This is a genomic window from Ensifer sp. EB106-03-01-XG145 (assembly GCF_058792075.1).
Genome location: NZ_JBYTEC010000006.1, coordinates 298,746 through 321,790, shown reverse-complemented (window position 1 = coordinate 321,790; position 23,045 = coordinate 298,746). Strand labels below are relative to the sequence as shown.

General features: G+C 62.0%; 24 protein-coding genes. 20 read left to right on the top strand and 4 right to left on the bottom strand.

Annotation, left to right across the window (positions count from 1 at the left end):
• Positions 1 to 11: 11 nt before the first annotated feature.
• Entirely contained in the window at positions 12 to 869 is an 858-nt protein-coding gene (locus tag AC3WWH_RS17715) for an SDR family NAD(P)-dependent oxidoreductase (protein WP_058320747.1), read from the bottom strand.
• A gap of 189 nt (positions 870 to 1,058) precedes the next feature.
• Between AC3WWH_RS17715 and AC3WWH_RS17710 the strand changes: the two genes are divergently transcribed.
• Positions 1,059 to 1,814: a Crp/Fnr family transcriptional regulator gene (locus AC3WWH_RS17710; protein ID WP_057249124.1), complete on the top strand. Its 756-nt coding sequence runs from the start codon at positions 1,059 to 1,061 to the stop codon at positions 1,812 to 1,814.
• A gap of 78 nt (positions 1,815 to 1,892) precedes the next feature.
• On the opposite strand, the gene AC3WWH_RS17705 is transcribed toward AC3WWH_RS17710, so the two are convergent.
• On the bottom strand, positions 1,893 to 2,405 hold the full coding sequence (locus AC3WWH_RS17705) for a Dps family protein (protein ID WP_058320748.1): 513 nt from the start codon (positions 2,403 to 2,405) through the stop codon (positions 1,893 to 1,895).
• A 223-nt stretch (positions 2,406 to 2,628) separates the two neighbouring features.
• Between AC3WWH_RS17705 and AC3WWH_RS17700 the strand changes: the two genes are divergently transcribed.
• Positions 2,629 to 3,003, top strand: coding sequence for a response regulator (locus AC3WWH_RS17700; protein WP_058320749.1), 375 nt, complete (start codon positions 2,629 to 2,631; stop codon positions 3,001 to 3,003).
• A gap of 19 nt (positions 3,004 to 3,022) precedes the next feature.
• On the opposite strand, the gene cysQ is transcribed toward AC3WWH_RS17700, so the two are convergent.
• Positions 3,023 to 3,799, bottom strand: a complete 777-nt coding sequence (gene cysQ / locus AC3WWH_RS17695; protein ID WP_058320750.1) for a 3'(2'),5'-bisphosphate nucleotidase CysQ — start codon at positions 3,797 to 3,799, stop codon at positions 3,023 to 3,025.
• A gap of 231 nt (positions 3,800 to 4,030) precedes the next feature.
• On the opposite strand from cysQ, the gene AC3WWH_RS17690 reads away from it, so the two are divergent.
• From AC3WWH_RS17690 to AC3WWH_RS17640, 11 genes are all read left to right on the top strand, one after another.
• Positions 4,031 to 5,281, top strand: coding sequence for a sarcosine oxidase subunit beta family protein (locus AC3WWH_RS17690; RefSeq protein ID WP_057249017.1), 1,251 nt, complete (start codon positions 4,031 to 4,033; stop codon positions 5,279 to 5,281).
• A 72-nt stretch (positions 5,282 to 5,353) separates the two neighbouring features.
• Positions 5,354 to 5,632, top strand: a complete 279-nt coding sequence (locus AC3WWH_RS17685; protein WP_058320751.1) for a sarcosine oxidase subunit delta — start codon at positions 5,354 to 5,356, stop codon at positions 5,630 to 5,632.
• On the top strand, positions 5,629 to 8,586 hold the full coding sequence (locus AC3WWH_RS17680; RefSeq protein ID WP_058320752.1) for a sarcosine oxidase subunit alpha family protein: 2,958 nt from the start codon (positions 5,629 to 5,631) through the stop codon (positions 8,584 to 8,586). The genes AC3WWH_RS17685 and AC3WWH_RS17680 overlap by 4 nt, the downstream gene beginning before the upstream one ends.
• A 10-nt stretch (positions 8,587 to 8,596) precedes the next feature.
• Positions 8,597 to 9,151: a sarcosine oxidase subunit gamma gene (locus tag AC3WWH_RS17675; RefSeq protein WP_057249020.1), complete on the top strand. Its 555-nt coding sequence runs from the start codon at positions 8,597 to 8,599 to the stop codon at positions 9,149 to 9,151.
• A gap of 245 nt (positions 9,152 to 9,396) precedes the next feature.
• Positions 9,397 to 11,823, top strand: a complete 2,427-nt coding sequence (locus AC3WWH_RS17670) for a GcvT family protein (RefSeq protein WP_058320753.1) — start codon at positions 9,397 to 9,399, stop codon at positions 11,821 to 11,823.
• Positions 11,824 to 12,113: 290 nt separating this feature from the next.
• Entirely contained in the window at positions 12,114 to 13,016 is a 903-nt protein-coding gene (locus AC3WWH_RS17665; protein WP_053248038.1) for a branched-chain amino acid ABC transporter permease, read from the top strand.
• 4 nt (positions 13,017 to 13,020) lie between these two features.
• The gene (livM, locus tag AC3WWH_RS17660; protein ID WP_057249022.1) at positions 13,021 to 14,406 is read left to right on the top strand and encodes a high-affinity branched-chain amino acid ABC transporter permease LivM; all 1,386 of its coding nucleotides are present in this window, start codon (positions 13,021 to 13,023) and stop codon (positions 14,404 to 14,406) included.
• Positions 14,406 to 15,299, top strand: a complete 894-nt coding sequence (locus tag AC3WWH_RS17655; RefSeq protein WP_057249023.1) for an ABC transporter ATP-binding protein — start codon at positions 14,406 to 14,408, stop codon at positions 15,297 to 15,299. The genes livM and AC3WWH_RS17655 overlap by 1 nt, the downstream gene beginning before the upstream one ends.
• Positions 15,296 to 16,021, top strand: a complete 726-nt coding sequence (locus AC3WWH_RS17650; protein ID WP_057249024.1) for an ABC transporter ATP-binding protein — start codon at positions 15,296 to 15,298, stop codon at positions 16,019 to 16,021. Before AC3WWH_RS17655 ends, AC3WWH_RS17650 begins: the two co-directional genes overlap by 4 nt.
• A gap of 24 nt (positions 16,022 to 16,045) precedes the next feature.
• Entirely contained in the window at positions 16,046 to 16,390 is a 345-nt protein-coding gene (locus AC3WWH_RS17645) for a DUF6867 family protein (RefSeq protein WP_057249025.1), read from the top strand.
• Between the two features lie 116 nt (positions 16,391 to 16,506).
• The gene (locus AC3WWH_RS17640) at positions 16,507 to 17,625 is read left to right on the top strand and encodes a branched-chain amino acid ABC transporter substrate-binding protein (protein WP_058320754.1); all 1,119 of its coding nucleotides are present in this window, start codon (positions 16,507 to 16,509) and stop codon (positions 17,623 to 17,625) included.
• A 155-nt stretch (positions 17,626 to 17,780) separates the two neighbouring features.
• Here AC3WWH_RS17640 and AC3WWH_RS17635 read toward each other — a convergent pair whose 3' ends face one another.
• Positions 17,781 to 18,233, bottom strand: coding sequence for a MarR family winged helix-turn-helix transcriptional regulator (locus AC3WWH_RS17635; RefSeq protein ID WP_057249027.1), 453 nt, complete (start codon positions 18,231 to 18,233; stop codon positions 17,781 to 17,783).
• Positions 18,234 to 18,429: 196 nt separating this feature from the next.
• Here AC3WWH_RS17635 and AC3WWH_RS17630 point away from each other — a divergent pair, with 196 nt between their 5' ends.
• The 7 genes from AC3WWH_RS17630 to AC3WWH_RS17600 all read left to right on the top strand — a co-directional run bounded on the left by AC3WWH_RS17630 (position 18,430) and on the right by AC3WWH_RS17600 (position 23,044).
• Positions 18,430 to 19,446: an alpha/beta fold hydrolase gene (locus tag AC3WWH_RS17630; RefSeq protein WP_492377123.1), complete on the top strand. Its 1,017-nt coding sequence runs from the start codon at positions 18,430 to 18,432 to the stop codon at positions 19,444 to 19,446.
• A 141-nt stretch (positions 19,447 to 19,587) separates the two neighbouring features.
• Positions 19,588 to 20,562 carry a 2-hydroxyacid dehydrogenase gene (locus AC3WWH_RS17625; RefSeq protein WP_058320757.1) on the top strand — a complete coding sequence of 325 codons (975 nt, stop codon included), beginning with the start codon at positions 19,588 to 19,590 and terminating at the stop codon, positions 20,560 to 20,562.
• Between the two features lie 176 nt (positions 20,563 to 20,738).
• A complete protein-coding gene (locus AC3WWH_RS17620; protein ID WP_058320758.1) occupies positions 20,739 to 21,572 on the top strand; it encodes an urease accessory protein UreD in 834 nt (277 codons plus the stop codon).
• 122 nt (positions 21,573 to 21,694) lie between these two features.
• Complete coding sequence (locus tag AC3WWH_RS17615; RefSeq protein ID WP_034794185.1) at positions 21,695 to 21,997, top strand: urease subunit gamma; 303 nt, start codon at positions 21,695 to 21,697, stop codon at positions 21,995 to 21,997.
• A 60-nt stretch (positions 21,998 to 22,057) separates the two neighbouring features.
• A complete protein-coding gene (locus AC3WWH_RS17610; protein ID WP_057249032.1) occupies positions 22,058 to 22,312 on the top strand; it encodes a DUF1272 domain-containing protein in 255 nt (84 codons plus the stop codon).
• A gap of 10 nt (positions 22,313 to 22,322) precedes the next feature.
• Positions 22,323 to 22,628 (top strand): urease subunit beta, encoded by a 306-nt coding sequence (locus AC3WWH_RS17605; RefSeq protein WP_058320759.1) that lies wholly within the window; start codon positions 22,323 to 22,325, stop codon positions 22,626 to 22,628.
• Positions 22,625 to 23,044 (top strand): lysozyme inhibitor LprI family protein, encoded by a 420-nt coding sequence (locus AC3WWH_RS17600; RefSeq protein WP_058320760.1) that lies wholly within the window; start codon positions 22,625 to 22,627, stop codon positions 23,042 to 23,044. Before AC3WWH_RS17605 ends, AC3WWH_RS17600 begins: the two co-directional genes overlap by 4 nt.
• Position 23,045: the final 1 nt, after the last annotated feature.

The following is a 23,045-nucleotide window of genomic DNA, read 5'->3' as shown; positions in this document are numbered from 1 at the left end:
ACGTCCGGGGATCAGTCGCGATCCTTTTCGAGGAACGCCTTGAACGCTTCCCCGTACTTCGGATGCCAGCGAGACAGCGGCGGCCGGTTCTCGACGATGTCGCCGGCAGCCCAGAGAATGCGTCGCTCATCGGTGGCGCGGGCGACGTCGTTGTCGGGGCAGAGGATATAGAAATCGCCGCGGGCGAGACTTTCCATCATGAAGTCGACGGTCTGCTCGGCCGTCCAGGCGCCGGCGGGCTTCTCGGTGCGGCCATGGGCCGTCAGCGACGTATAGACGAAGCCGGGGATCAGGAGGTGGGCGTGAACCTGGCTGCCGGCGGTGTTGCGCAACTCGTGTTCCAGCGCTTCGGTGAAGACCTTCACACCCGCCTTCGAGACATTGTAGGCCGGGTCGCCCGGCGGCGTGGTGATGCCCTGCTTCGAGCCGGTGTTGATGATGACCGCCGCCTTGCCATGGGCGACCATGCCCGGCGCGAAGGTGCGGGCACCATTGATGACACCCCAGAGATTGACGCCGATCGTCGCCTCCCAGGCTGCCAACGCACCGAGTATGTCGCTGCCGGGCTGGATACCGGCATTGTTCATGAGTACGTGCACCTCGCCGAACCGTCGACGCGTCTCGCGTTCGAGCGCTTCCAGATCTTCGAGGCGCGAGACATCAGTCGGGACCGCAACGACGTGCTGCGCACCCGCCGGCGCGACGGCAGCGACCTCGGCGGCCGCTTTGTCCAATCTCTCGCCTGCGAGGTCGGCGAGCACGACGCGCAGGCCGAGCGAGGCGAAATGGCGCGATGCTGCCAATCCAATGCCGGAGGCGGCGCCGGTGACGACGGCAACATTGTTGGGGGCGAAGGCGGGGTGCAGCATGGCGGAAGCTCCAGCGGTGGGATCGAATGCAAGAGATAGGGCGCCAAGGACGGCCTGTCCATTGGCGTCTCGGCAAGAGGCTCCTGAAAACCATGTGTTTTCAAGGCCGTCCCTTGTCCCGGGCAGCTCCGGCGCTACTTGCAGTTTTGCATTGAACGCGTGGCCGAAGGCATTTTCGCGGATGGAACGATGAACGGAACTGCAACTCGAAACGAAAAACGCACACCTTGCGAAAGCTGTCCATTGCGGAAGCTCGACCATTTTCGCGCCTTCACAAATGAAGAACTCGCCTTTGTGTCGCAATTCAAGACCGGTGAACTCGCAGTCGATGGCGGCGCAACCATCCTCGTTGAAGGCGCGCACAGCGCCCACCTCTTCACGGTGCTTTCCGGCTGGGGCTTTCGCTACAAGATGCTCGATGACGGACGCCGCCAGATCCTGAATTATGTGATGCCGGGTGATCTGATCGGCCTGCAGGGCAGCCTGATGGGGGAGATGCAGCATTCGATTGAAGCGCTGTCGCCGGTGACCCTTTGCGTTTTCGAGCGCGGCAAGCTGAACCGCCTGTTCGCCAACTATCCCGAACTCGCCTATGACCTCACCTGGATCGCGGCGCGCGAGGAGCGCATTCTGGATGAGAACCTCCTGAGCATCGGTCGCCGCTCGGCGCTGGAACGGGCCGCCTACCTGCTTGCCTTTCTCTACCAGCGTGCAAAGGCACTCGACCTTTTCAGCAGCAGTCGCGTCGCCATTCCGGTCACGCAGCAGCATGTGGCCGATACGCTGGGTCTTTCGATCGTCCATACCAACAAGACGTTGAAGAAGCTTGCCGAGCGCGACCTGATCCGCTGGGCGGACAAGGGCTGCAATGTCCGCGATATCGATGGATTGCTTGCGATTTCGGGCTGGGAAGGGTTGAATGAACCCAAGCGGCCCTTCATCTGAAATGCCGTTGAAGGGCGCCGTATCCTTTCCTTTCCGATGCGGCGAACGTCGCCGCATCGATGCCGGACCCCGATAGGATCAGGCTGCGACGATCGCTCGCAGCATCCAAAGCGCCTTTTCGTGGAAGTTGAGGCGATCGGTCAGCATGTCCGTGGTGACAAGGTCGTCGTTCTCGTCCGCCTTGGTGCCGGCATCGCGCATGCGGCGCACGGCCGCCTCGTGATCGGCAATCAGGTCGGCCACCATGTCGGCCGCGCTCGCGTGGTTGACGGAGCCGCCGCTCGGGGCAAATGCCGCCGCCTCGGTGAGTTTGGCTGGGGCGAGGTGACCCAGTGCACGTATCCGCTCGGCAATCACGTCAGTCGCCTGAAAGAGCGTGTTGTAGTGCTCTTCCGTCAATTCGTGCAGCGGCTTGAACAATGGGCCGACCACATTCCAATGGTAGATGTGGCTCTTGATCACCAGCTTGTAGGTATCGGCAAGGATGTCGGACAGTGCCGCTGCCATCTGCTGACGGTAGGCCCTGGTCAGGCCGATGTCGAATTCTTCGTCCTTGACCTTCGGTTTAAGCACGGAGGCTGTCTGCTTCATTCTCCTGCTCCCGTTCTATCTTGAGAAAGCCGCGAAACAGCGATCGCTTGCGATCGTGATCCGCGTACCGGTGTTGAACGTCAGTACCGGTCGGTTGTTCCGCGCTTGGCCCCAATCGACGCTACATGTCTTATTTAAATGCCGGGCCGCCTCGAGGCGCCTATAGCTTGCTCTTATCGGCGCAAATGCCCTGTCGGTGCGCGCAAAAGGTGGAGTAAGCTGGATGGACGAAGTTCCGCCGCAGGTCCGGACCGTTCTTGTTCTCGAAGACAATTTCCTCATTGCATCGGATGCCGAAGAAATCCTGACGTCGCTCGGTATTGCCGAGGTGACGATCGCGGCGAATGCGGACCAGGCGATGGAGATCCTGTCTCGACAGAGCTTTGACTTTGCAATCCTCGACGTCCGTCTCGATAACCATACGAGCTTCGGCGTTGCCGATGCGATGCTTGCACGCGGCATGCCGTTTGGGTTCACCAGCGGCTACAGCGACATGGAGCTTTTCCCAGGGCATCTGCGGGACGTCCCGCGGATAGACAAGCCGTTCAACGAGAGGACGCTCGGCCAGCTGATCGCGGCCGGAATTCGGCAAGAGTGATGGGTTCCCGGCGGGGTCCTTACGGCTTGCCGCGCGAAACGAACCAGGGGTTGGCGAAGTCGCTGTCGTTCTTTTGGTTGCGTTTGCCGTAGGTGAGCGGCGCACCGTCCATCGTCAGTGTTTCGCCGCCAGCCGCCCGGAGGATGGCATCGCCCGCGGCCGTGTCCCATTCCATCGTGCGGCTGAAGCGCGGATAGACGTCGGCGAGCCCCTCGGCGAGAAGGCAGAACTTGAGGGACGAGCCGACCGCTCTGTAGTCGGCTATGCCGTGCTCGGCGAGGTAGGCGATCGTCTCGGCGCTGTTGTGCGAACGGCTGGCTAGACCCACCATGCGATCGCCGCAACTGCGGCAGCCAATGATCGTTTCATGGTCGAGGCGAAAGGTCTCGTCGATGACCGCCTTCACTGCCTTGCCGTGGTTCGCCGCATAGAGGATGCCGAGCGCCGGTGCGTAAACGACGCCGGCCACGGGCGCGCCGTTTTCGATCAACGCGATATTGACGGTAAAGTCGTCATGCCGGCCGATGAATTCCTTCGTGCCGTCGAGCGGATCGACAAGGAAGAAGGATTTGCCGGCGATGTCAGGCACGAAGCCTGCGGCGACAGCCTCTTCGGCGACCACAGGCACCTCCGGGAAGGCGCGGGCGAGGTCCGCCAGGATGATGCGCTCGGCGCAGGCATCGGCGTCGGTGACCGGCGAAAAGTCCGGCTTGTAGGTGACCGCCGGGCCTGCGTTGTAGATGTCGAGAATGGCCCGACCCGCTGATATCGCCGATTGTTGCAGTATCTCCAGCATTCGCCCTTACTTTCCGTCCATCACCAAGCCCATAGCATATCGGGAACAGGATGGTACCCGTGCTTTTGGCGGTAGGCGCATTCGATTGGAGACGAACATCGATCCACTCCGCTGCGCAGCGAAGTGCACGATGAGCCAGCGAACGGTTTTTTGCACCTGCGCCAGGCTTGCGTCTTGGCTTCCGCCTCACGGCTGTGCAAATGTGCCGACGCAACTCACCTGGATGCCTTCATGCGTTATTCCGCCTTCTCGCTCGTCAGGAACGCCCTTTCCGGAAACCTGAATTGGAAGCCGCAATGGCGCCAGCCCCAGCCGAAACCGCATTACGACGTGATCATCGTCGGCGGCGGCGGGCACGGTCTTTCGACCGCCTACTACCTCGCCAAGGAATTCGGCGTGAAGAACGTCGCGGTGCTGGAGAAGGGCTATCTCGGCTCGGGCAATGTCGGGCGCAACACGACGATCGTGCGCTCCAACTACATGCTGCCCGGCAACGAACCCTTCTACGAGTTTTCGATGAAGCTCTGGGAAGGGCTGGAGCAGGATCTCAACTACAATGTGATGCTGTCGCAACGCGGCGTCATCATGCTCTATCACAGCGACGCCCAGCGCGACGCCTATATCAGGCGCGGAAACGCGATGTGGATGGAAGGCGTGGCGGCCGAGCTCATCGAGCGTGAACAATTGAAGAAGATGATCCCCTTTCTCAATTACGACCACGCCCGTTATCCGATCCTTGGTGGGCTGTTGCAGCGGCGCGCCGGCACGGCGAGACACGATGCGGTCGCCTGGGGCTATGCCCGCGGTGCCGACCGGCATGGCGTCGACATCATCGAGCATTGCGAAGTGACCGGCATCCGCCGCGAAAACGGCGTCGTCACCGGGGTCGAAACGACCAAGGGCTTCATCGGCTGCGGCAAGCTGGCGCTGGCTGCGGCCGGCAATTCCTCGCGCGTCGGCGAGATGGCGGACCTCAAGCTGCCGCTCGAAAGCCATGTACTTCAGGCCTTCGTGACAGAGGGGCTGAAGCCCTGCATCGACCACGTGATCGTCTATGGCGGCGGCCACTTCTACATCTCGCAGTCGGACAAGGGCGGCCTCGTCTTCGGCGCCGAGATCGACGGCTACTCCTCCTATGCTCAGCGCGGCAATCTTGCGACCGCCGAGCATGTGATGGAGGAGGGGGTGACGATGATCCCCGGCCTGTCACGCGTTCGGGTGCTGCGCGCCTGGGGCGGGGTCATGGACATGAGCATGGACGGTTCGCCGATCATCGACCGCACCTCGATCGACAATCTCTACCTGAACTGCGGCTGGTGCTACGGCGGCTTCAAGGCGACGCCGGCCTCCGGTTATTGCTTCGCTCATCTGATCGCCAGGAACGATACCCATCCGGTGGCGCGCGCCCTCAGGCTCGATCGCTTCGCGCGCGGCTATGCCGTTGACGAGGCCGGCGCCGGCCCACAGCCCAACCTTCACTGACAGCACTTTGCCGGCCCGCCCGGCAGTACGGAATGAACGGGGGCCGAGGTCGGCTTCAGGATACGGAAGACAATGGCAAGCCTGATTACCTGCCCGCATTGCGGGGTTCGACCGAAGGAAGAATTCGCGGTCCGCGGCGATGCCTCGCGCGGCCGCCCCGAACCGATGGACTCTGACGAAGCCTGGCACGACTATGTCTATGTGCGCGTGAACCCGCGCGGCCGGACCTTCGAGCACTGGCATCACGTTGCCGGCTGTCGCCGCTTCCTGGTGGTCGAGCGTGATACGGCCACCCACGAGGTCTATTCCGTCGTCGATGCCGCCGAGTTCGCGCGGAGGGTTGAGCGATGAGCGGCTATCGTCTCTCCTCCGGCGGTCTGATCGATCGCAGCAAAACGCTGAGCTTCACTTTCGATGGACGGCCGTTGCGCGGCTTTGCGGGCGATACGCTGGCCTCGGCGCTCCTTGCCAACGACCAACTGCTCGTCGGCCGCAGCTTCAAGTACCATCGGCCGCGCGGCATTGTCAGCGCCGGGCCCTCTGAGCCGAACGCGCTCGTCACCATCGGCTCCGGTGCCCGCACCGATGCGAACACCAAGGCGACCGTCGCCGAACTCTATGGCGGGCTGACGGCGCGAAGCCAGAACCGTTGGCCGTCGCTGGGCTTCGATATCGGCGCGGGCAACGGCTTGCTGTCGCCCTTCCTCGGCGCCGGCTTCTACTATAAGACCTTCATGTGGCCGAAGCAGTTCTGGGAGCGGATCTACGAACCCTTCATTCGCCGTGCTGCCGGCCTCGGCCGGGCGGTGCTCGAGCGCGACCCCGAGGCTTATGAGAAATCCTGGGCTTTCTGCGATCTGCTCGTCGTCGGTGCCGGTCCCACCGGACTGATGGCGGCGCTGACGGCCGGCCGCGCCGGCCTCCGCGTCATCGTTGCAGACGAGGATTTCCGGCTCGGCGGTTCCCTGCTTTCGACCAGCGAGACCATCGACGGTGCCCCGGCATCAGTCTTCGCCGACCGCACGGTCGCGGAACTGCAATCGCTACCCAACGTCACGCTGCTTTCGCGCACCACCGTCTTTGGCTGGTACGACGACAACGTCTTCGGCGCGGTCGAGCGCGTGCAGAAACACGTCGCCGAGCCGTCGTCGAAGCTTGCAAGCGAGCGCGTCTGGCGCATCGTTGCCAAGCGCGCGCTGCTCGCAACCGGTGCCGAGGAACGGCCGCTGGTCTTCGGCGGCAACGATCGCCCCGGCGTGATGATGGCCGGTGCCATGACCACCTATGCCGAACGCTACGGCGTGGGCGCAGGCAAGACGGTCGCGATCTTCACCAGCGGCAGCGCCGGCTATCGCACGGCGCGGGCGCTTTCTGCGAAAGGCGTCGCGATCGCAGCGATCGTCGATGCCCGTGCGGAATCCGGCGATCAGGCGCCCGATGGCATCAGGGTCATCCGTTCGGCCTCCATCGTCGATACCAAGGGCAGCAAGCGTCTCAAGGGCATCGTCGTCGAGCGCTCCGGTTTCGAGGAACTGATCGCCTGCGATGCCCTCGGCATGTCCGGCGGCTGGAGCCCGGTCGTGCATCTTGCCTGCCAGCGGGGTGCAAGACCGGTCTGGTCGGAGGAGTTGAAGGCATTCGCTGCCCCCGATGTCGGTGGCGGTCTGCGCCCCGTCGGTGCTGCCAACGGTATCTATACGCTCGCCGGCTGTCTGTCTGATGGTGCGGACAAGGCCGCAGCGATTGCCGCGGATCTCGGTTTCAGCGCCACCTCGGCCGCGATGCCCGTCGTTGACGGTGAAGAAGCCTCTTCCTTCACTGCGCTCTGGTATGTCCCGGGTGCCAAGTCGAAGGCCTTCGTCGATTTCCAGAACGACGTGCATGCGAAGGATCTTGGCCTCGCGCTTCGCGAAGGCTTCGGCCATGTGGAGCATGCCAAGCGCTACACCACCAACGGCATGGCGACCGACCAGGGCAAGCTTTCCAACATCAACGCTGTCGGCATTCTCGCGGGCATGCGCGGTGTCAGCCCGGCGGAGGTCGGCACCACGACCTTCCGGCCTTTCTACACACCGGTCTCCCTTGGTGCGCTTGCCGGGACGGCACGCGACGAACACGCGGCGCCGGCACGGAAGTCACCGCTGCATGGCTGGGCGATGAAAAACGGTGCGACCTTCGTCGAGGCGGGGCTCTGGCATCGCTCGGCGTGGTTCCCGCGCGCCGGCGAGAAGACCTGGCGCGAAAGCGTCGATCGCGAAGTGCTGAACGTGCGAGCCAATGTCGGCCTCTGCGACGTCTCGACGCTCGGCAAGATCGAGGTTTTCGGCCCCGACGCCGCGGAGTTCCTCAACCGGCTCTACTGCAACCCGGTCTTGAAGCTGCCGGTCGGCAAGGCGCGCTATGGCCTGATGCTGCGCGAGGACGGGTTCGTCTTCGACGACGGCACGGTGAGCCGGTTCGACGAGGCGCATTTCTTCGTCACCACGACGACGGCGATGGCCGGCCCGGTCATGGCGCACATGGAATATTGCGCCCAGGCGCTCTGGCCGGAACTCGAAGTCCGTTTCACCTCGTCGACCGACCAATGGGCGCAGATGGCGATCGCCGGCCCGAAGGCACGCGCGGTGTTGCAGCAGATTGTCGACGGCGACATTTCCGACGGCGCATTTCCGTTCCTTTCCGCCCGGAAGATTGTTCTGAAAAGCGGCGTGGCCGCGCGGCTCTTCCGCATCTCCTTCTCCGGGGAACTCGCCTTCGAACTGGCCGTGCCGGCCGGCAACGGCGAAGCGGTGGCGGACCAGATCATGGAGGCCGGCCGGCCCCACGATATCTGCGCCTATGGCGTCGAGGCGCTCAATGTGCTGCGGCTCGAGAAGGGACTGCTGACGCATGCCGAATTCGACGGTCGCGTGACACCCGACGACGCCGGCCTTGGCCGCATGCTGTCGATGCAGAAAGTCGACTTCATCGGCAAGCGGCTGTCGACGCGCTACGGGCTGACGGCCGCCGATCGCATGCAGCTCGTCGGGCTGAAGCCCGTCGATGCCGACAAGGACATGCGCGCCGGCGCCCATCTCCTGAAGGAAGGTACGAAGCCCTCGACGCTGAACGATCAGGGTTGGGTAAGCTCGGCCGGCTTCTCGCCGGTCCTGGGGCATGCCATCGCACTTGCCTTCCTGAAGTCCGGGCGTGAGCGGTACGGCGAGAAGGTCATCGTTTTCGACAAGCTGCGCGATCAGGAGATCGTCGCCGAGGTCTGCGATCCGGTCTTCGTCGATCCGCAAAACGCAAAGCTGAAGGCCTGAGGAGGCGGCGATGGTTCGCGACTACAACAACCGCCACGCACTGGAACAGAAACTGCGCTCTGCACCGAGGCCCGCGGCCGCCGATCACCTGATGGTCGGCCATTGGCGTGCGATGGCGACGGTTCTTGCCCGTGCCGGGCAGGCGGAGGCAGTGCGGCAGTCGATTGCTTCGGTGCCCGAGCTGTCGCTCCGTTTCTCAGGCCCCGGGGAATGGCTGGTGGTCTCCGAGGTGGAGGCGCCGAGCGGGCTCGTGCGTCGCCTCGAAGAGCTCTGCGACGGGGGCGCCTATGTCGTCGACCAAAGCGACGGGCGCGTCGTCTTCCGCCTCACCGGCCCGAACGTGCGCAGCATCCTTGCCAAAGGTATCGGCCTCGACGTCCATCCCGCCACCTTCTCGCTTGGGGGGAGTGCCAATGTTCTGTGCGGCCACATCCCGGTCAATCTCGCCCGGACGGACGAGGATACGTTTGAACTGATCGTGCCGCGAAGCTACGCCGAATCGCTCTTCGACGACCTGATGCGGATGGGGCGGGCGTTCGATCTCACCGCCGCTTTTTCAGACTGAACAGCCTCTTTCGTGAGGCTGAAAACAAATGCGGCATGAAATGCCGCAATCGGGTCGCCGATCCGCCAGCAAACGGCGGAAATGGACAAGCGCCCTTCGCAGCCGTGTCTTTATCGGCGCCGCCTTTCTGACTAGGCTGCCACCATTCGCCGCCTGCGCTTCTGTCCGGAAGGTAAGCGGTCTTGATTTTCTTCCTGACAATTTGGCCATGCCTCCGCCGGAGCATGGAAAGACGGAGTGTACGCATGAAAAGCCATGCCAAGGTCGTCGTTATCGGAGGCGGTGTCGTCGGTTGCTCGGTGCTCTATCATCTGACGAAGTTCGGCTGGACCGATGCTGTCCTGCTCGAACGGTCGGAGCTCACGTCCGGCTCCACCTGGCATGCGGCCGGCGGCATGCACACGATCAACGGTGACCCGAACGTCGCCAAGCTGCAGAAATATACGGTCGAGCTCTACAAGGAGATTGAGGAGTATTCCGGTCAGGACGTCGGCCTGCACATGACATCGGGCATGATGCTGGCGGCCACCAAGGAGCGCTTCGACTGGATGAAGTCGATCCTCGCCAAGGGGCGCTACATGGGGCTCGAGGCCGAGCTGCTGACGCCCAAGGAAGCGCACGACCTGATGCCGCTGCTCGATCCAGACCAGTTCGTCGGTGCGGTATTCGATCCGGTCGAGGGGCATCTCGACCCCTATGGCACGACGCATGCCTATGCCAAATCGGCGAAGAAGAACGGTGCGGAGATCTATCTGCACACCAAGGTCGAGGATCTGGTGCAGCGGGAAGACGGTTGCTGGCGGGTCATCACCAACCAGGGCGAGATTGTCGCCGAACACGTCGTCAACGCCGCCGGCCTCTGGGCCCGCGAGGTGGGGCGCATGGTGGGGCTGGAACTCCCGGTGCTCGCTATGGAGCACATGTATCTCATCACCGAGGATATGCCAGAGGTCATCGAGTTCAACCAGACGCGCGGCAAGGAGCTGATGCACTGCGTCGATTTTGATGGCGAAATCTACTTGCGCCAGGAACGTCAGGGCATGCTGATGGGCACCTATGAGAAGGCGTGCCGTCCGTGGTCGCCGATCTCCACGCCCTGGGATTTTGGCCATGAGCTGCTGGCAGAGGATATCGACCGCATTTCGCCGGAACTCGAAGTCGGCTTCAGGCATTTCCCGGCCTTCAACAAAGCCGGCATCAAGAAGATCATCAACGGCCCTTTCACCTTCTCGCCGGACGGTAACCCGCTCGTCGGCCCGGTGCGGGGCTTGAGGAATTTCTGGTCGGCCTGCGCCGTCATGGCCGGCTTCAGCCAGGGCGGCGGCGTTGGGCTGGCGCTTGCCAACTGGATGATCCATGGCGACCCCGGCTTCGACGTCTTTGCCATGGACGTCTCGCGCTACGGCGATTTCGCCACGCTTGCCTATACCAATGCCAAGGTGCGCGAGAACTACTCACGTCGCTTCTCGATCCGTTATCCGAACGAGGAGCTGCCGGCGGCAAGGCCGCTGCTGACGACGCCGATCTACGACCGGCTGAAGGCTGCCGGCGCCGTCTTCGGCGCGTCCTACGGGCTTGAAACGCCGCTGTGGTTTGCACCCGAAGGCGTCAAGGACGCCTTCTCCTGGCGGCGCTCGACCGACTTCGAGACGGTGGGCGCGGAGGCCCGGGCCGTGCGCGAAGGCGTCGGCCTGATGGAGACATCGGGCTTTGCCAAATATGCGATCACGGGTGAGGGCGCTGAAGCCTGGCTCGACCGGCTGCTCGCCTGCCGTATTCCGCAGGTGGGGCGCATGACGCTGGCGCCAATGCTGAAGGACGACGGCAAGCTGATCGGCGACTTCACGCTTGCCAAGCTCGGGGAGGAAGACTTCCTGCTGATCGGCTCCGGCATCGCCGAGGACTATCACATGCGCTGGTTCGAGGCGCATCTGCCTGAGGACGGCTCGGTTTCGCTGAAGGCGCTGAAGCTGGAACTGGTTGGCCTGTCGATCGCCGGGCCGAAGGCGCGCGACGTGCTTGCCGGTCTCACCCATCTCGACGTCTCCGACGCCGCCTTTCCATTCCTGGACATCCGCCGGATGGACCTCGGCATGGCGCCCGTGATCGTCGGCCGTGTGAGCTACACCGGCGATCTCGGCTACGAGATCTGGATGAAGCCCGAATACCAGCGCTATCTCTTCGAGCTGCTGATGGAGAAGGGGGCAGCGTCCGGGATCCGGCTGTTCGGCCTCAGGGCGCTGAATGCGCTGCGCGTCGAGAAATCCTTCGGCAGCTGGGCGCGCGAGTACCGTCCGCTCTATGGCCCGGTCGAGGCCGGCCTCGGCCGCTTCATCGCGACCGGCAAGGACGCGGACTTTATCGGCAAGGTGGCTGCAATGAAGGAGAAGGCGGACGGTGGTGCGCTGCGTCTCAGGACCTTCGTCCTCGGGGCCAGGGATGCCGACGTCATCGGTGACGAGCCGATCTATCTCGACGGCGTCGTGCGCGGATGGGTGACATCGGGCGGTTATGCGCACACGAGCGGCGTTTCGGTGGCCATGGGTTACGTACCGAAGGAGATCGCTGATCGCAGCGATGGCTGGTCGATCGAACTCCTGGGTGAGATTCTGCCGGCACGCCTCCAGCCGAATCCCTTGTTCGACGCAAACGGGCAGCGGATGCGCACCTGAGCGGCGAAGCAGCGCCCAGCCTGGCCATTCGGTGGCCAGGCTGCCACGCGGATCCCCCGCGCATTTGCGACTAAAGTTGATGATTTTGCGGGCGGAAGCTGCGGAAGTTTTGGTTTTTCTGGCTCTAAAAGCGTCAAATCGATTTTATCGAGGAAGTTTTTGGCGAAGTCGCGTTTTTTAGCTTTCCTTTTCGTTTGAAAGAGGTATGGAATCGACCAAACACAGTGCTCAACAATGAGCTTAAAAAACAAGAGACCGGACCTTTAAGGATCTGGTCCAGGGGAAGATTGATGGAGTATTTCGTCCAGCAGCTCGTCAACGGGCTGACTCTTGGGTCTATTTATGGTATGATCGCAATTGGTTATACCATGGTCTACGGCATCATTGGCATGATCAACTTCGCCCACGGCGATATCTTCATGCTTGGCGGTTTCGCCGCTTTGATTGTCTTTCTGCTTCTCACCTCATTTATAGCAGGCGTGCCGGTTGTACTTGCGCTTTTGCTTATGATGGTCGTGGCTATGCTCGCGGCGTCGCTGTGGAACTGGACGATCGAGAAGGTGGCCTACCGGCCACTTCGCGGGTCATTCCGGCTGGCGCCGCTGATCACCGCAATCGGCATGTCGATCGTGTTGTCGAACTTCATCCAGGTGACGCAGGGACCGCGCAACAAGCCGATCCCGCCGCTCGTCTCGTCCGTCTATGAGGTTTTCGGCATCTCCATTTCGCTGAAGCAGATCATCATCATCATCATCACGGCGATCCTGCTTTCCGTCTTCTGGTACATCGTCAACAGGACGCCGCTTGGTCGTGCACAGCGCGCCACCGAGCAGGATCGCAAGATGGCGGCTCTGCTCGGCGTCGACGTCGACCGCACCATCTCGGTGACCTTCATCATGGGTGCGGCACTCGCTGCTGTCGCGGGAACCATGTACCTGATGTATTACGGCGTGGTCGTTTTTACCGACGGCTTCGTTCCCGGGGTCAAGGCATTCACCGCCGCCGTTCTCGGAGGCATTGGCTCGCTGCCGGGCGCTGTTTTGGGCGGACTTCTGATCGGCCTGATCGAGTCCCTGTGGTCGGCCTATTTCACCATCGACTACAAGGACGTTGCGACATTCTCCATTCTCGCAATCGTTCTGATCTTCAAGCCGTCGGGTATTCTCGGACGACCGGAAGTCGAGAAGGTATAATTCAATGGCAAACATTGCTTCTACAACTGCAAGCGCCGGCACTGAGGTGACGGCGCGGGCCCTGCGCGAGTCTGTCTTCGCGGGCCTCATCACGCTCGGACTGTTCGTACTGTTCGTCGGCCTCAAGACCGACCAGAACATCCGCAACGAGCTGATCCTGACACAACGTTGGGGCCTGCTGGCGATCTTCGTGATCATCGCCATGGTTGGCCGCTTCCTCATGGTCGCCTATGTCCAGCCGCGGCTTGCCCAGCGAAAGGCTGCCAAAGCGGCGGCGCCGGAAGTTGCCAAGGAGGAAAGCTTCTTCAGCCGCAATTTCTCGACGATTGCGATACTTGCCTTGATCCTTTATCCGCCGGTCATCGTCGCGCTAACCGGTGTTCAGGGCTCGCTGAAATGGGTGGACAATTTCGGCATCCAGATCCTGATCTATGTGATGCTCGCCTGGGGCCTGAACATCGTCGTCGGCCTCGCCGGCCTGCTGGACCTCGGTTACGTCGCTTTCTACGCAGTCGGTGCCTATTCCTACGCGCTGCTCTCCACCTATCTGGGCCTGTCCTTCTGGGTGTTGTTGCCGGTGGCCGGCCTCCTCGCCGCCTGCTGGGGCGTGGTCCTCGGCTTCCCGGTGCTTCGTCTGCGCGGAGACTATCTGGCGATCGTCACGCTTGCCTTCGGCGAAATCATCCGTCTTGTCCTGATCAACTGGACCGAGGTCACCAAAGGTACGTTCGGCGTGTCCGGCATTGCCAAGGCAACGCTGTTCGGCATCAAGTTCGATGCCTCCAAGGATGGCTTTGCCGCATTGATGGGGCTGCCGATCTCGTCGGTCTACTACAAGATCTTCCTATTCTACCTGATCCTCGGTCTTTGCTTGATCACGGCTTTCGTGACGATCCGCATGCGTCGGATGCCGATCGGGCGCGCCTGGGAAGCGCTGCGCGAAGATGAGATCGCTTGCAAGTCGCTTGGCATCAACACGGTTACCACCAAGCTGACGGCTTTCGCCATGGGCGCCATGTTCGGCGGCATCGCCGGGTCCTTCTTCGCGGTACGCCAGGGCTTCGTGTCGCCCGAATCCTTCGTGTTCCTCGAATCGGCAGTGATCCTCGCGATCGTCGTCCTCGGCGGCATGGGGTCGCTAACCGGCATTGCGATCGCAGCGATCGTCATGATCGGCGGTACCGAAATTCTGCGTGAGCTTGACTTCCTGAAGGCCGTCTTCGGACCGAACTTCACGCCGGAACTCTACCGCATGCTGATCTTTGGCCTGGCCATGGTCGTCGTCATGGTCTGGAAGCCGCGCGGCTTCGTTGGATCGCGTGAACCGACCGCGTTCCTGCGCGAACGCAAGGCCGTCTCCGGCAGCTTTACCAAGGAAGGGCATGGCTGATGGCCCTCGAGACCACGACGATGACAATGACACAAGACCCCATTCTCAAGGTTGAGCACCTGTCGATGCGCTTCGGCGGTCTGATGGCCATCAACGACTTCTCTTTCGAGGCCTATCGCGGCGACATCACCGCGCTGATCGGCCCGAACGGGGCAGGTAAGACGACGGTATTCAACTGCATCACCGGTTTCTACAAGCCGACGATGGGTATGATCACGATGAAGCAGAAGTCCGGAAAGGAGTATCTCCTCGAGCGGCTGCCGGACTTCGAGATCACCAAGCATGCAAAGGTGGCGCGTACGTTCCAGAACATCCGGATGTTCTCCGGCATGACCGTGCTCGAGAACCTGCTGGTCGCGCAGCACAACAAACTGATGCTGGCGTCGGGCTATACCGTGCTCGGGCTCCTTGGATTTCCTGCCTACCGGCAGGCCTCCAGGGAGGCGACTGAACTCGCCAAGCATTGGCTCGAAAAGGCATCGCTGATCGACCGGGCAGACGACCCTGCCGGGGACTTGCCCTACGGCGCGCAGCGGCGGTTGGAGATTGCTCGTGCCATGTGCACGGGACCGGAGTTGCTGTGCCTCGATGAGCCTGCGGCTGGCCTCAATCCGCGCGAATCGCATGCCCTCAATGAACTGTTGCAGGGCATCCGCAGCGACACCGGCACCTCCATCCTGCTGATCGAGCATGACATGTCCGTGGTCATGGAGATATCGGACCATGTCGTCGTGCTCGAATATGGGCAGAAGATCTCCGACGGCACCCCGGATTTCGTGAAGAACGATCCAAGGGTCATCGCGGCCTATCTGGGTGTCGAGGATGAAGAGGTTGAACAGGTGATCGAACAAATCGAGGAAATCGAAGGCGGGCAGGGAGGCACCAAGCAATGACTGCGCCGCTGCTGCAAGTGAAAGCCGTCGAAACCTACTACGGCAACATTCGGGCGCTGAGCGGCGTCGATGTCGAGGTCCATCGCGGAGAAATCGTTTCGCTGATCGGTGCCAACGGCGCGGGCAAGTCGACATTGATGATGACGATCTGCGGCAGCCCGCAGGCGCGCACCGGCACGGTGATGTTCGACGGCCATGACATCACGCGCCTGCCGACCCACGAAATCGCGCGTATGAGGATTGCCCAGTCGCCGGAAGGCCGCCGCATCTTCCCGCGCATGACGGTTTTCGAAAACCTGCAGATGGGGGCGAGCCTCGACAACCTGAAGCATTTCGACGAGGACGTGGAAAAGATCTTCAGGCTCTTTCCCCGGCTCAAGGAGCGTAAGGCGCAGCGCGGCGGCACGCTGTCAGGCGGCGAGCAGCAGATGCTCTCGATCGGCCGCGCGCTGATGGCCCGGCCGAAGCTGTTGCTTCTCGACGAGCCGTCGCTTGGTCTCGCGCCGCTGATCGTCAAGGGCATCTTCGAAGCGATCAAGAAACTCAACAAGGAGGAAGGCCTGACCGTCTTCCTCGTCGAGCAGAACGCCTTCGGCGCGCTCAAGCTTTCGGACCGCGGCTATGTGATGGTCAACGGACGGGTGACGATGAGCGGCAGCGGCAGGGATCTGCTCGCCAATCCGGAAGTGCGCGCGGCCTATCTCGAAGGCGGCCGTCATTGATCGGCCGCATCTGGAGCAAGTGACATGCAGGGAATTCTCTACGAAGAAGCGTCGATCTGGCAGTTTCTTTTCATAAGCTGCGTGCTTGGCGGCTGGACCGCCTGGCGCACAGGCAAGAGCGTGGCCGAAAGTTGGCATAACGTTCCGCGGCTGCTGCTCTACGTGGCGTTGCTCGGGCTGGCGATCCGTTTCATCCATCACGCCCTCTTCGGCGGCACGATGTTCAGCCTGCAATACTATATCGTGGACACGATCGTGCTTTTGTTGTTTGCTACCGTAGCTTTCCGGTACTACCGGACCAAGCAAATGACCAAAATCTACTATTGGCTCTACGAGAAGGCTTCACCTTTCTCCTGGAAGACCAAATAAAGGGAACAGCGCGTGCCGGTCCGCCGCGGCCGGTGCGAAGGAAACACCGGCGCAACTATGGTGGGCATTGCGCAGGTTGATAACGAGACCCGCTCGAATATTTGGGAGTAACAAGAATGAAAAAATCTCTTCTGTCGGCCGTTGCGCTGACGGCGATGGTCGCCTTCAGCGGCACCGCCTGGGCTGATATTCTCGTTGGTGTCGCCGGCCCGCTGACTGGCCCGAACGCCGCCTTCGGTGCGCAGCTCCAGAAAGGTGCCGAACAGGCCGCTGCCGACATCAACGCCGCTGGCGGTATCAACGGGGAACAGATCAAGCTTGTGCTCGGCGACGACGTTTCGGACCCGAAGCAGGGCATCTCGGTCGCCAACAAGTTCGTCGCTGACGGTGTGAAGTTCGTCGTTGGTCACTTCAACTCCGGTGTGTCGATCCCGGCATCGGAAGTCTATGCCGAAAACGGCATCCTGGAGATCACGCCGTCTGCGACCAACCCGCAGTTCACCGAGCGCGGTATGTGGAACACGTTCCGCACCTGCGGCCGTGACGACCAGCAGGGCGCAGTAGCCGGTGCCTACCTTGCCGCCAACTTCAAGGACGCGAAGATCGCCGTCATTCATGACAAGACCCCCTATGGTCAGGGTCTTGCTGATGAAACCAAGAAGTCGATGAACGAAGCCGGCCTCACCGAGGCCCTCTATGAAGGTGTCAACATCGGCGACAAGGACTTCTCGGCTCTGATCGCCAAGATGAAGGAAGCCGGCGTTTCGGTCGTCTACTGGGGCGGTCTGCACACCGAGGCCGGCCTGATCATGCGCCAGATGAAGGACCAGGGCCTGAAGGCAACGATGATGTCGGGTGACGGTATCGTTTCGAACGAACTGGCCTCGATCGCCGGCGACGCCGTCGACGGCACGCTGATGACCTTCGCGCCGGATCCGCGCAAGAACCCCGCTTCCAAGGAACTCGTCGAGAAGTTCCGTGCTGCCGGCTTCGAGCCGGAAGCCTATACGCTCTATTCCTACGCCGCTCTCCAGGTCATCGCAGAAGCTGCGAAGGCTGGCGGCACGACCGATGCGCAGGCTGTTGCCGAAGCGATCAAGGCCAAGGGTCCGTTCAAGACCGCGATCGGCGAGCTCGGCTATGACGAAAAGGGCGACATCACCCGCCCGGACTACGTCATGTACACCTGGAAGAAGGGCGACGACGGCAAGTACACCTACTTCCAGAACGAGTAGTTCTGATTTCGGACCTTGCGTCCGATCTGTTGGGCCCGGCGAGCGATCGCCGGGCTTTTCTTTTTGGCGAGGCCGAGAGCATAACGCTTTCAAGTGGAACTGCTGGAAGCGGAAGGATGCTCATCTAAGCGATGGGGCTTTGGCGCAGCGATTGGCTATTTCAGCAAGGTGTCTCGCAGTGACGAGACTTCGGCGCGCAACCGCTCGAGATCATCGGCGCCGAGTTTTGTTGCCTCCGTGAGGCCGCGCGGCACATCGACCGCCTTCCGGCGCAGTGCCTTGCCCATGTCGGTCAATTGTACCCGGACCTGCCGCTCGTCCGTCTTATCCCGCACGCGGGCGATGTAGCCGGCCGCTTCGAGGCGTTTCAGCATCGGGGTGAGTGTGCTCGATTCCAGGAAGAGCCGTTCGCCGAGGCTGCCGACGGTCTGGTCGTCCTTTTCCCACAGCAGCACCATCACGAGATATTGCGGGTAGGTGAGGTCGAGTTCCTCCAGCAGAGGCTTGTAGATGCGCGTCAAGGCGTGGTTTGCGGAATAGACTGCAAAGCAGAGGAAACTATCGAGCGTCAGCATCGCATCGTCATCTTTGAGTTCGGTGCCAGTCATCGTTCTCTCCTGTCATTTCCTTAAAATAAATCGTTCGCGATATAATCGCAAGGCATTGACAGGTGTGCGATCACAATATAAAAAGTTGTGCACGATCTAATCGATGGCGATTTAAATGCGAATATATCGCGCACGATTTAATCGCTAGTTATTTACCGGCAGCGCGGCATGACCGCAGGCAAGAAGGAGCGTTTCCATGAGCAAGGCAGTCAGCAAGACCGAAACCAGCAGCATCTCCCGCCGTGATGTCCTCTCGGCCGCTTTCGGCGCTGCGGCGACCGCTGCAGCCCTATCGGCCGCCAACAGCCCGGCCAAGGCCGCCGACGCGTCAGCGGCAAGCAACAACCAGTCGAGCGCCGGTTCGCAAGGTGGGGGGATTTCGGGCAGCCGCATCATCACCCGCGATGGTGTCGAGATCTACTACAAGGACTGGGGTCCAAAGGATGGCCCGGTCGTCGTGCTCAGCCACGGCTGGCCGCTGTCATCGGACAGCTGGGAAGCGCAGGCCTTCCATCTCGCCAACAATGGCTTCCGCGTCATCACCCATGACCGCCGTGGCCACGGCCGCTCGTCGCAGCCCTGGGACGGCAACGACATGGATCACTATGCCGACGACCTGGCCGACCTTATCAATGCGCTCGATCTGAAGGCCATCTTCCTTGCCGGCTTCTCCACCGGCGGCGGCGAGATCAGCCGTTATATCGGCCGCCACGGCACGGGCCGGATCGCCAAGGCCGGGTTGATCTCGGCAGTGCCGCCGCTGATGGTCAAGACCGACAACAATCCCGGCGGCCTGCCGAAGGAGGTGTTCGACGGGCTGCAGGCGGCAAGCCTCAAGGATCGCTCGAAGCTCTACCGCGATATCGCCTCGGGTCCGTTCTTCGGCTTCAACCGCCCGGGTGCGGTTGCTTCCCAAGGCATGATCGACAGCTTCTGGCTGCAGGGTATGATGGGCGGCCACAAGAACACCTACGACTCGATCGTCGCCTTCTCGCAGACCGACTTTACCGAAGACCTGAAGACGTTCGACGTGCCAACGCTGATCATCCATGGCGACGACGACCAGATCGTGCCGATCGACGCGGCCGCACGGGCCTCGAAGAAACTCGTCCCGCATGCCGAGTTCAAGGTCTATGCCGGTGCGCCGCACGGCATCACCGACACGCACAAGGACCAGCTCAACGCCGACCTGCTCGCGTTTGCCAAGGCCTGATGTGTCTGAAGTCACGGGAAGAGGCGCCTGCAACGGCGCCTCCTTCTCGCTTTTCGTGATAGGTGTTTCGCTTGTCGAGATGGCTGTCGTGTCGCGCCGTTTCGTGCACTATCTCCCGACGATTCTGTTCCGGAGGCAGGCATGAGCTCGAAACCCCGCATTCTCGTCACCCGTCGCTGGCCGGCGGCCGTGGAACAGGTGCTTGCAGAGCGGTTCGACGTCACCTTGAACGAAGGCGACGTGCCGATGACGGCCGAAGGGCTGGCCGATGCGCTCCGGACCTATGACGCAGTACTTCCAACCGTTTCCGATCGGCTTCCGGCCGAACTCTTCGCCGGCGGCGGCCTCCGGGCGAAGATCCTTGGAAATTATGGCGTCGGCTACAACCACATCGACGTCGCGGCCGCCAAGGCCGCCAATATCGTCGTGACCAACACACCGGGTGTTCTGACCGACTGCACCGCCGACATTGCCATGACGCTGCTGCTTGCAGTCGCGCGCCGGGCGGGCGAGGGGGAGCGCCAGGTTCGGGCCGGCGAATGGACCGGATGGCGCCCGACCCACATGATCGGCAGCAAGGTCACCGGCAAGACGCTCGGCATCATCGGCTTTGGCCGCATCGGCAAGGCGATGGCCAAACGCTGTCATTTCGGCTTCGACATGGATGTCGTCTTCTACAACCGCTCGCGCATCGACCCGGCGGAAGCGAGCCGCTACGGCGCCCGGCAATTGGACACCGTCGAGGATGTGCTGAGAGCTTCGGACTTCGTGTCGTTGCATTGCCCCGGTGGTGGCGAAAACCGGCATCTGATCAATGCGGAACGCTTGGCGCTGATGAAACCGGGTGCTTACCTCATCAATACGGCGCGCGGCGATGTCATTGATGAAGCGGCCTTGGTTGCCGCTCTCGAAAACGGCGTCATTCGCGGTGCCGGCCTTGATGTCTTCGAGGCGGAGCCGAATGTGCCGGAGCGTCTGCGCAGGCTCGAAAATGTCGTGCTGCTCCCGCATCTCGGCAGTGCCACGGAGGAAACGCGGGTTGCCATGGGTATGAAGGTGGTCGCCAACGTCACCGCTTTCTTCGAGGGCCGCGAGCCTCCGGATCGCGTGGCGTAAGCGGCTGCCTGTTTTCTGCGCAGTGCCTGCATGGAAATGTAGCATGCTGGCGATTTTCTTTGCAAAACAATAACTTGACTTGTCGTTCCGCGATGCGGACGATAGCGCGGAGGCAAGGCGATCGGCCCTATGGGTGTAGCGCCAGGAATCGAAGGACACCGCTCGGCGGTCGAAACATGAACAAGGCAGCAAGCATCGCCCCGCAACGGGCCTGGGGTAAGGGCCGGCTGGTCGCCAAGACGGCGCTCGGCCAAAGCCGCATTGCCGAACTCTATCAGGAAGGCTGCGCAAAGATCCGGTTGCCGAAGACCTTCGACGCCTCCATGGAAGCGGTGCTGATCAATTCCTCCGGCGGCCTCACCGGCGGCGACCGCATGGTCTGGGAGGTTGCGGCAAGGGCCGGAACCGATGTGACGGTGACGACGCAGGCCTGCGAGAAGATCTATAAGGCGAGTGCCGATACGGTCGAGGTGGCCACGCGTATCGAGGTTGCCGCCGGCGCGCGCGTCGACTGGCTGCCGCAGGAGACGATCCTCTTCGACCGCGCCTCGTTGTCGCGTTCGCTGGAGGTGGAGCTTGCCGCGGACGCGACATTCCTGGCGGTGGAAGCGGTTCTGCTTGGCCGCAAGGCGATGGGCGAGGTGGTGCAAACCGGGCTCTTCCGCGATCGCTGGCGCATCCGCGCCGAAGGCAAGCTGCTGCATGCGGACAATCTGGCGCTTGCCGGAGAGATCGCCAGTCTCGGCCAGCGCCGGGCGGTGCTCGATGGCGCAGCCGCCTTTGCCACGCTCCTCTATGTCGGCCCCGATTGCGAGCCCTTGTTGCCGCGTCTTCGATCGCTCATTGACGGCGAGGCTGGCGTCGGCATCAGCCATTTTCAGGTTGATGGCCGCGACAAGCTGGTTGCCCGCTTCGTGGCGCCGGATGGGTTCGCGCTCAGAAAAATCCTCATCCCCGTTATTTCGCACTTGCGCAAGCAGAAGACAGTGCCGAAAGTCTGGGTTCTCTAGGTCATTTCATATTTTTACTGAAACAGTGAAATGATCTAACACGTTGAAACTTTGTAAGTCCTGGCGGAAAATCGCTTCGCAGATTTCCTGGGAATTGCTTCACGAACAACCGGTGGCGACGCATGAATCTTACTCCGCGCGAAAAGGACAAATTGCTGATTTCCATGGCGGCCATGGTCGCGCGCCGGCGCCTGGAGCGCGGCGTGAAACTCAACCATCCCGAGGCGATCGCGCTGATCACCGATTTCGTCGTGGAAGGCGCCCGCGACGGGCGCTCGGTTGCCGAGCTGATGGAGGCGGGCGCCCAGGTGCTGACGCGCGATCAGGTGATGGAGGGCATCCCCGAGATGATCCACGACATCCAGATCGAAGCGACGTTCCCCGACGGTACCAAGCTCGTCACCGTTCACGAACCGATCCGCTAAACGAAGGAAACGCGGCCCTTTCCGGCCGTATCCCTCCAACCCTGATCTCAGGAGGCAAGCATGCTGGCTTTGCGCCCCAATTGCGAGTGCTGCGACAAGGATCTGCCGCCGGATAGCCGCGAGGCGATGATCTGTACTTTCGAATGCACCTTCTGCGTCGATTGTGTCGACGGAAAGCTCGGTGGCACCTGCCCGAATTGCGGCGGCGAATTCACCAGCCGGCCGGTGCGCCCGGCGGCCCTGCTTGAAAAATATCCGGCCTCAACCGAGCGGGTGCTGAAACCGCAGGGCTGCGCCGGTTCGAAGGCGGCTTGAGGAGCGAACCATGATCCCAGGAGAAATCATCGCGGCTGCCGGAGAGATCGAGCTCAACGCCGGCCTCGACACGACAACCATCGAGGTTGCCAATACCGGTGACCGCCCGATCCAGGTCGGCAGCCACTACCATTTCGCCGAAACCAATGCCGGGCTGAAGTTTGACCGGAAGGCCGCCTACGGCCAACGGCTCGACATTCCGGCTGGCACCGCCGTGCGGTTCGAACCGGGGCAGACGCGTCAGGTGACGCTGATCCCTCTTTGCGGCAAGCGCGAAGTCTATGGCTTCCGCCAGCAGGTGATGGGCAAGCTATGAAGCGCCTCGCTGTACTTGCCATCGCTCTCGTTCTGCCGTTTGCGCCGGCTTTGGCGCAGGAGGACAAGGTCGACTGCCAGAATGCGGTGACGCAGATGGACATGAACATCTGCGCCAACAAGGACTACGAGGCGGCCGACACGGAACTGAACAAGGTCTACAAGCTGGCACTGGCAGCGACAAAGCAGCAGGACAAGGAACTCGCCGAGATCGATGCGAACTACGTTGGCGCGGAAGAGGCCCTGAAAAAGGCGCAGCGCGCCTGGATCGGTTACCGTGACGGCCAATGCGAGCTTTCGGGCTTCGAAGCCCGCGGTGGCTCGATGGAGCCGATGCTCGTCTCCGGTTGCCTCACCGAATTGACCAGGGCCCGGACCAAGGAACTCCAGGCCATTGTCGAGCCTGACGGAAACTAGA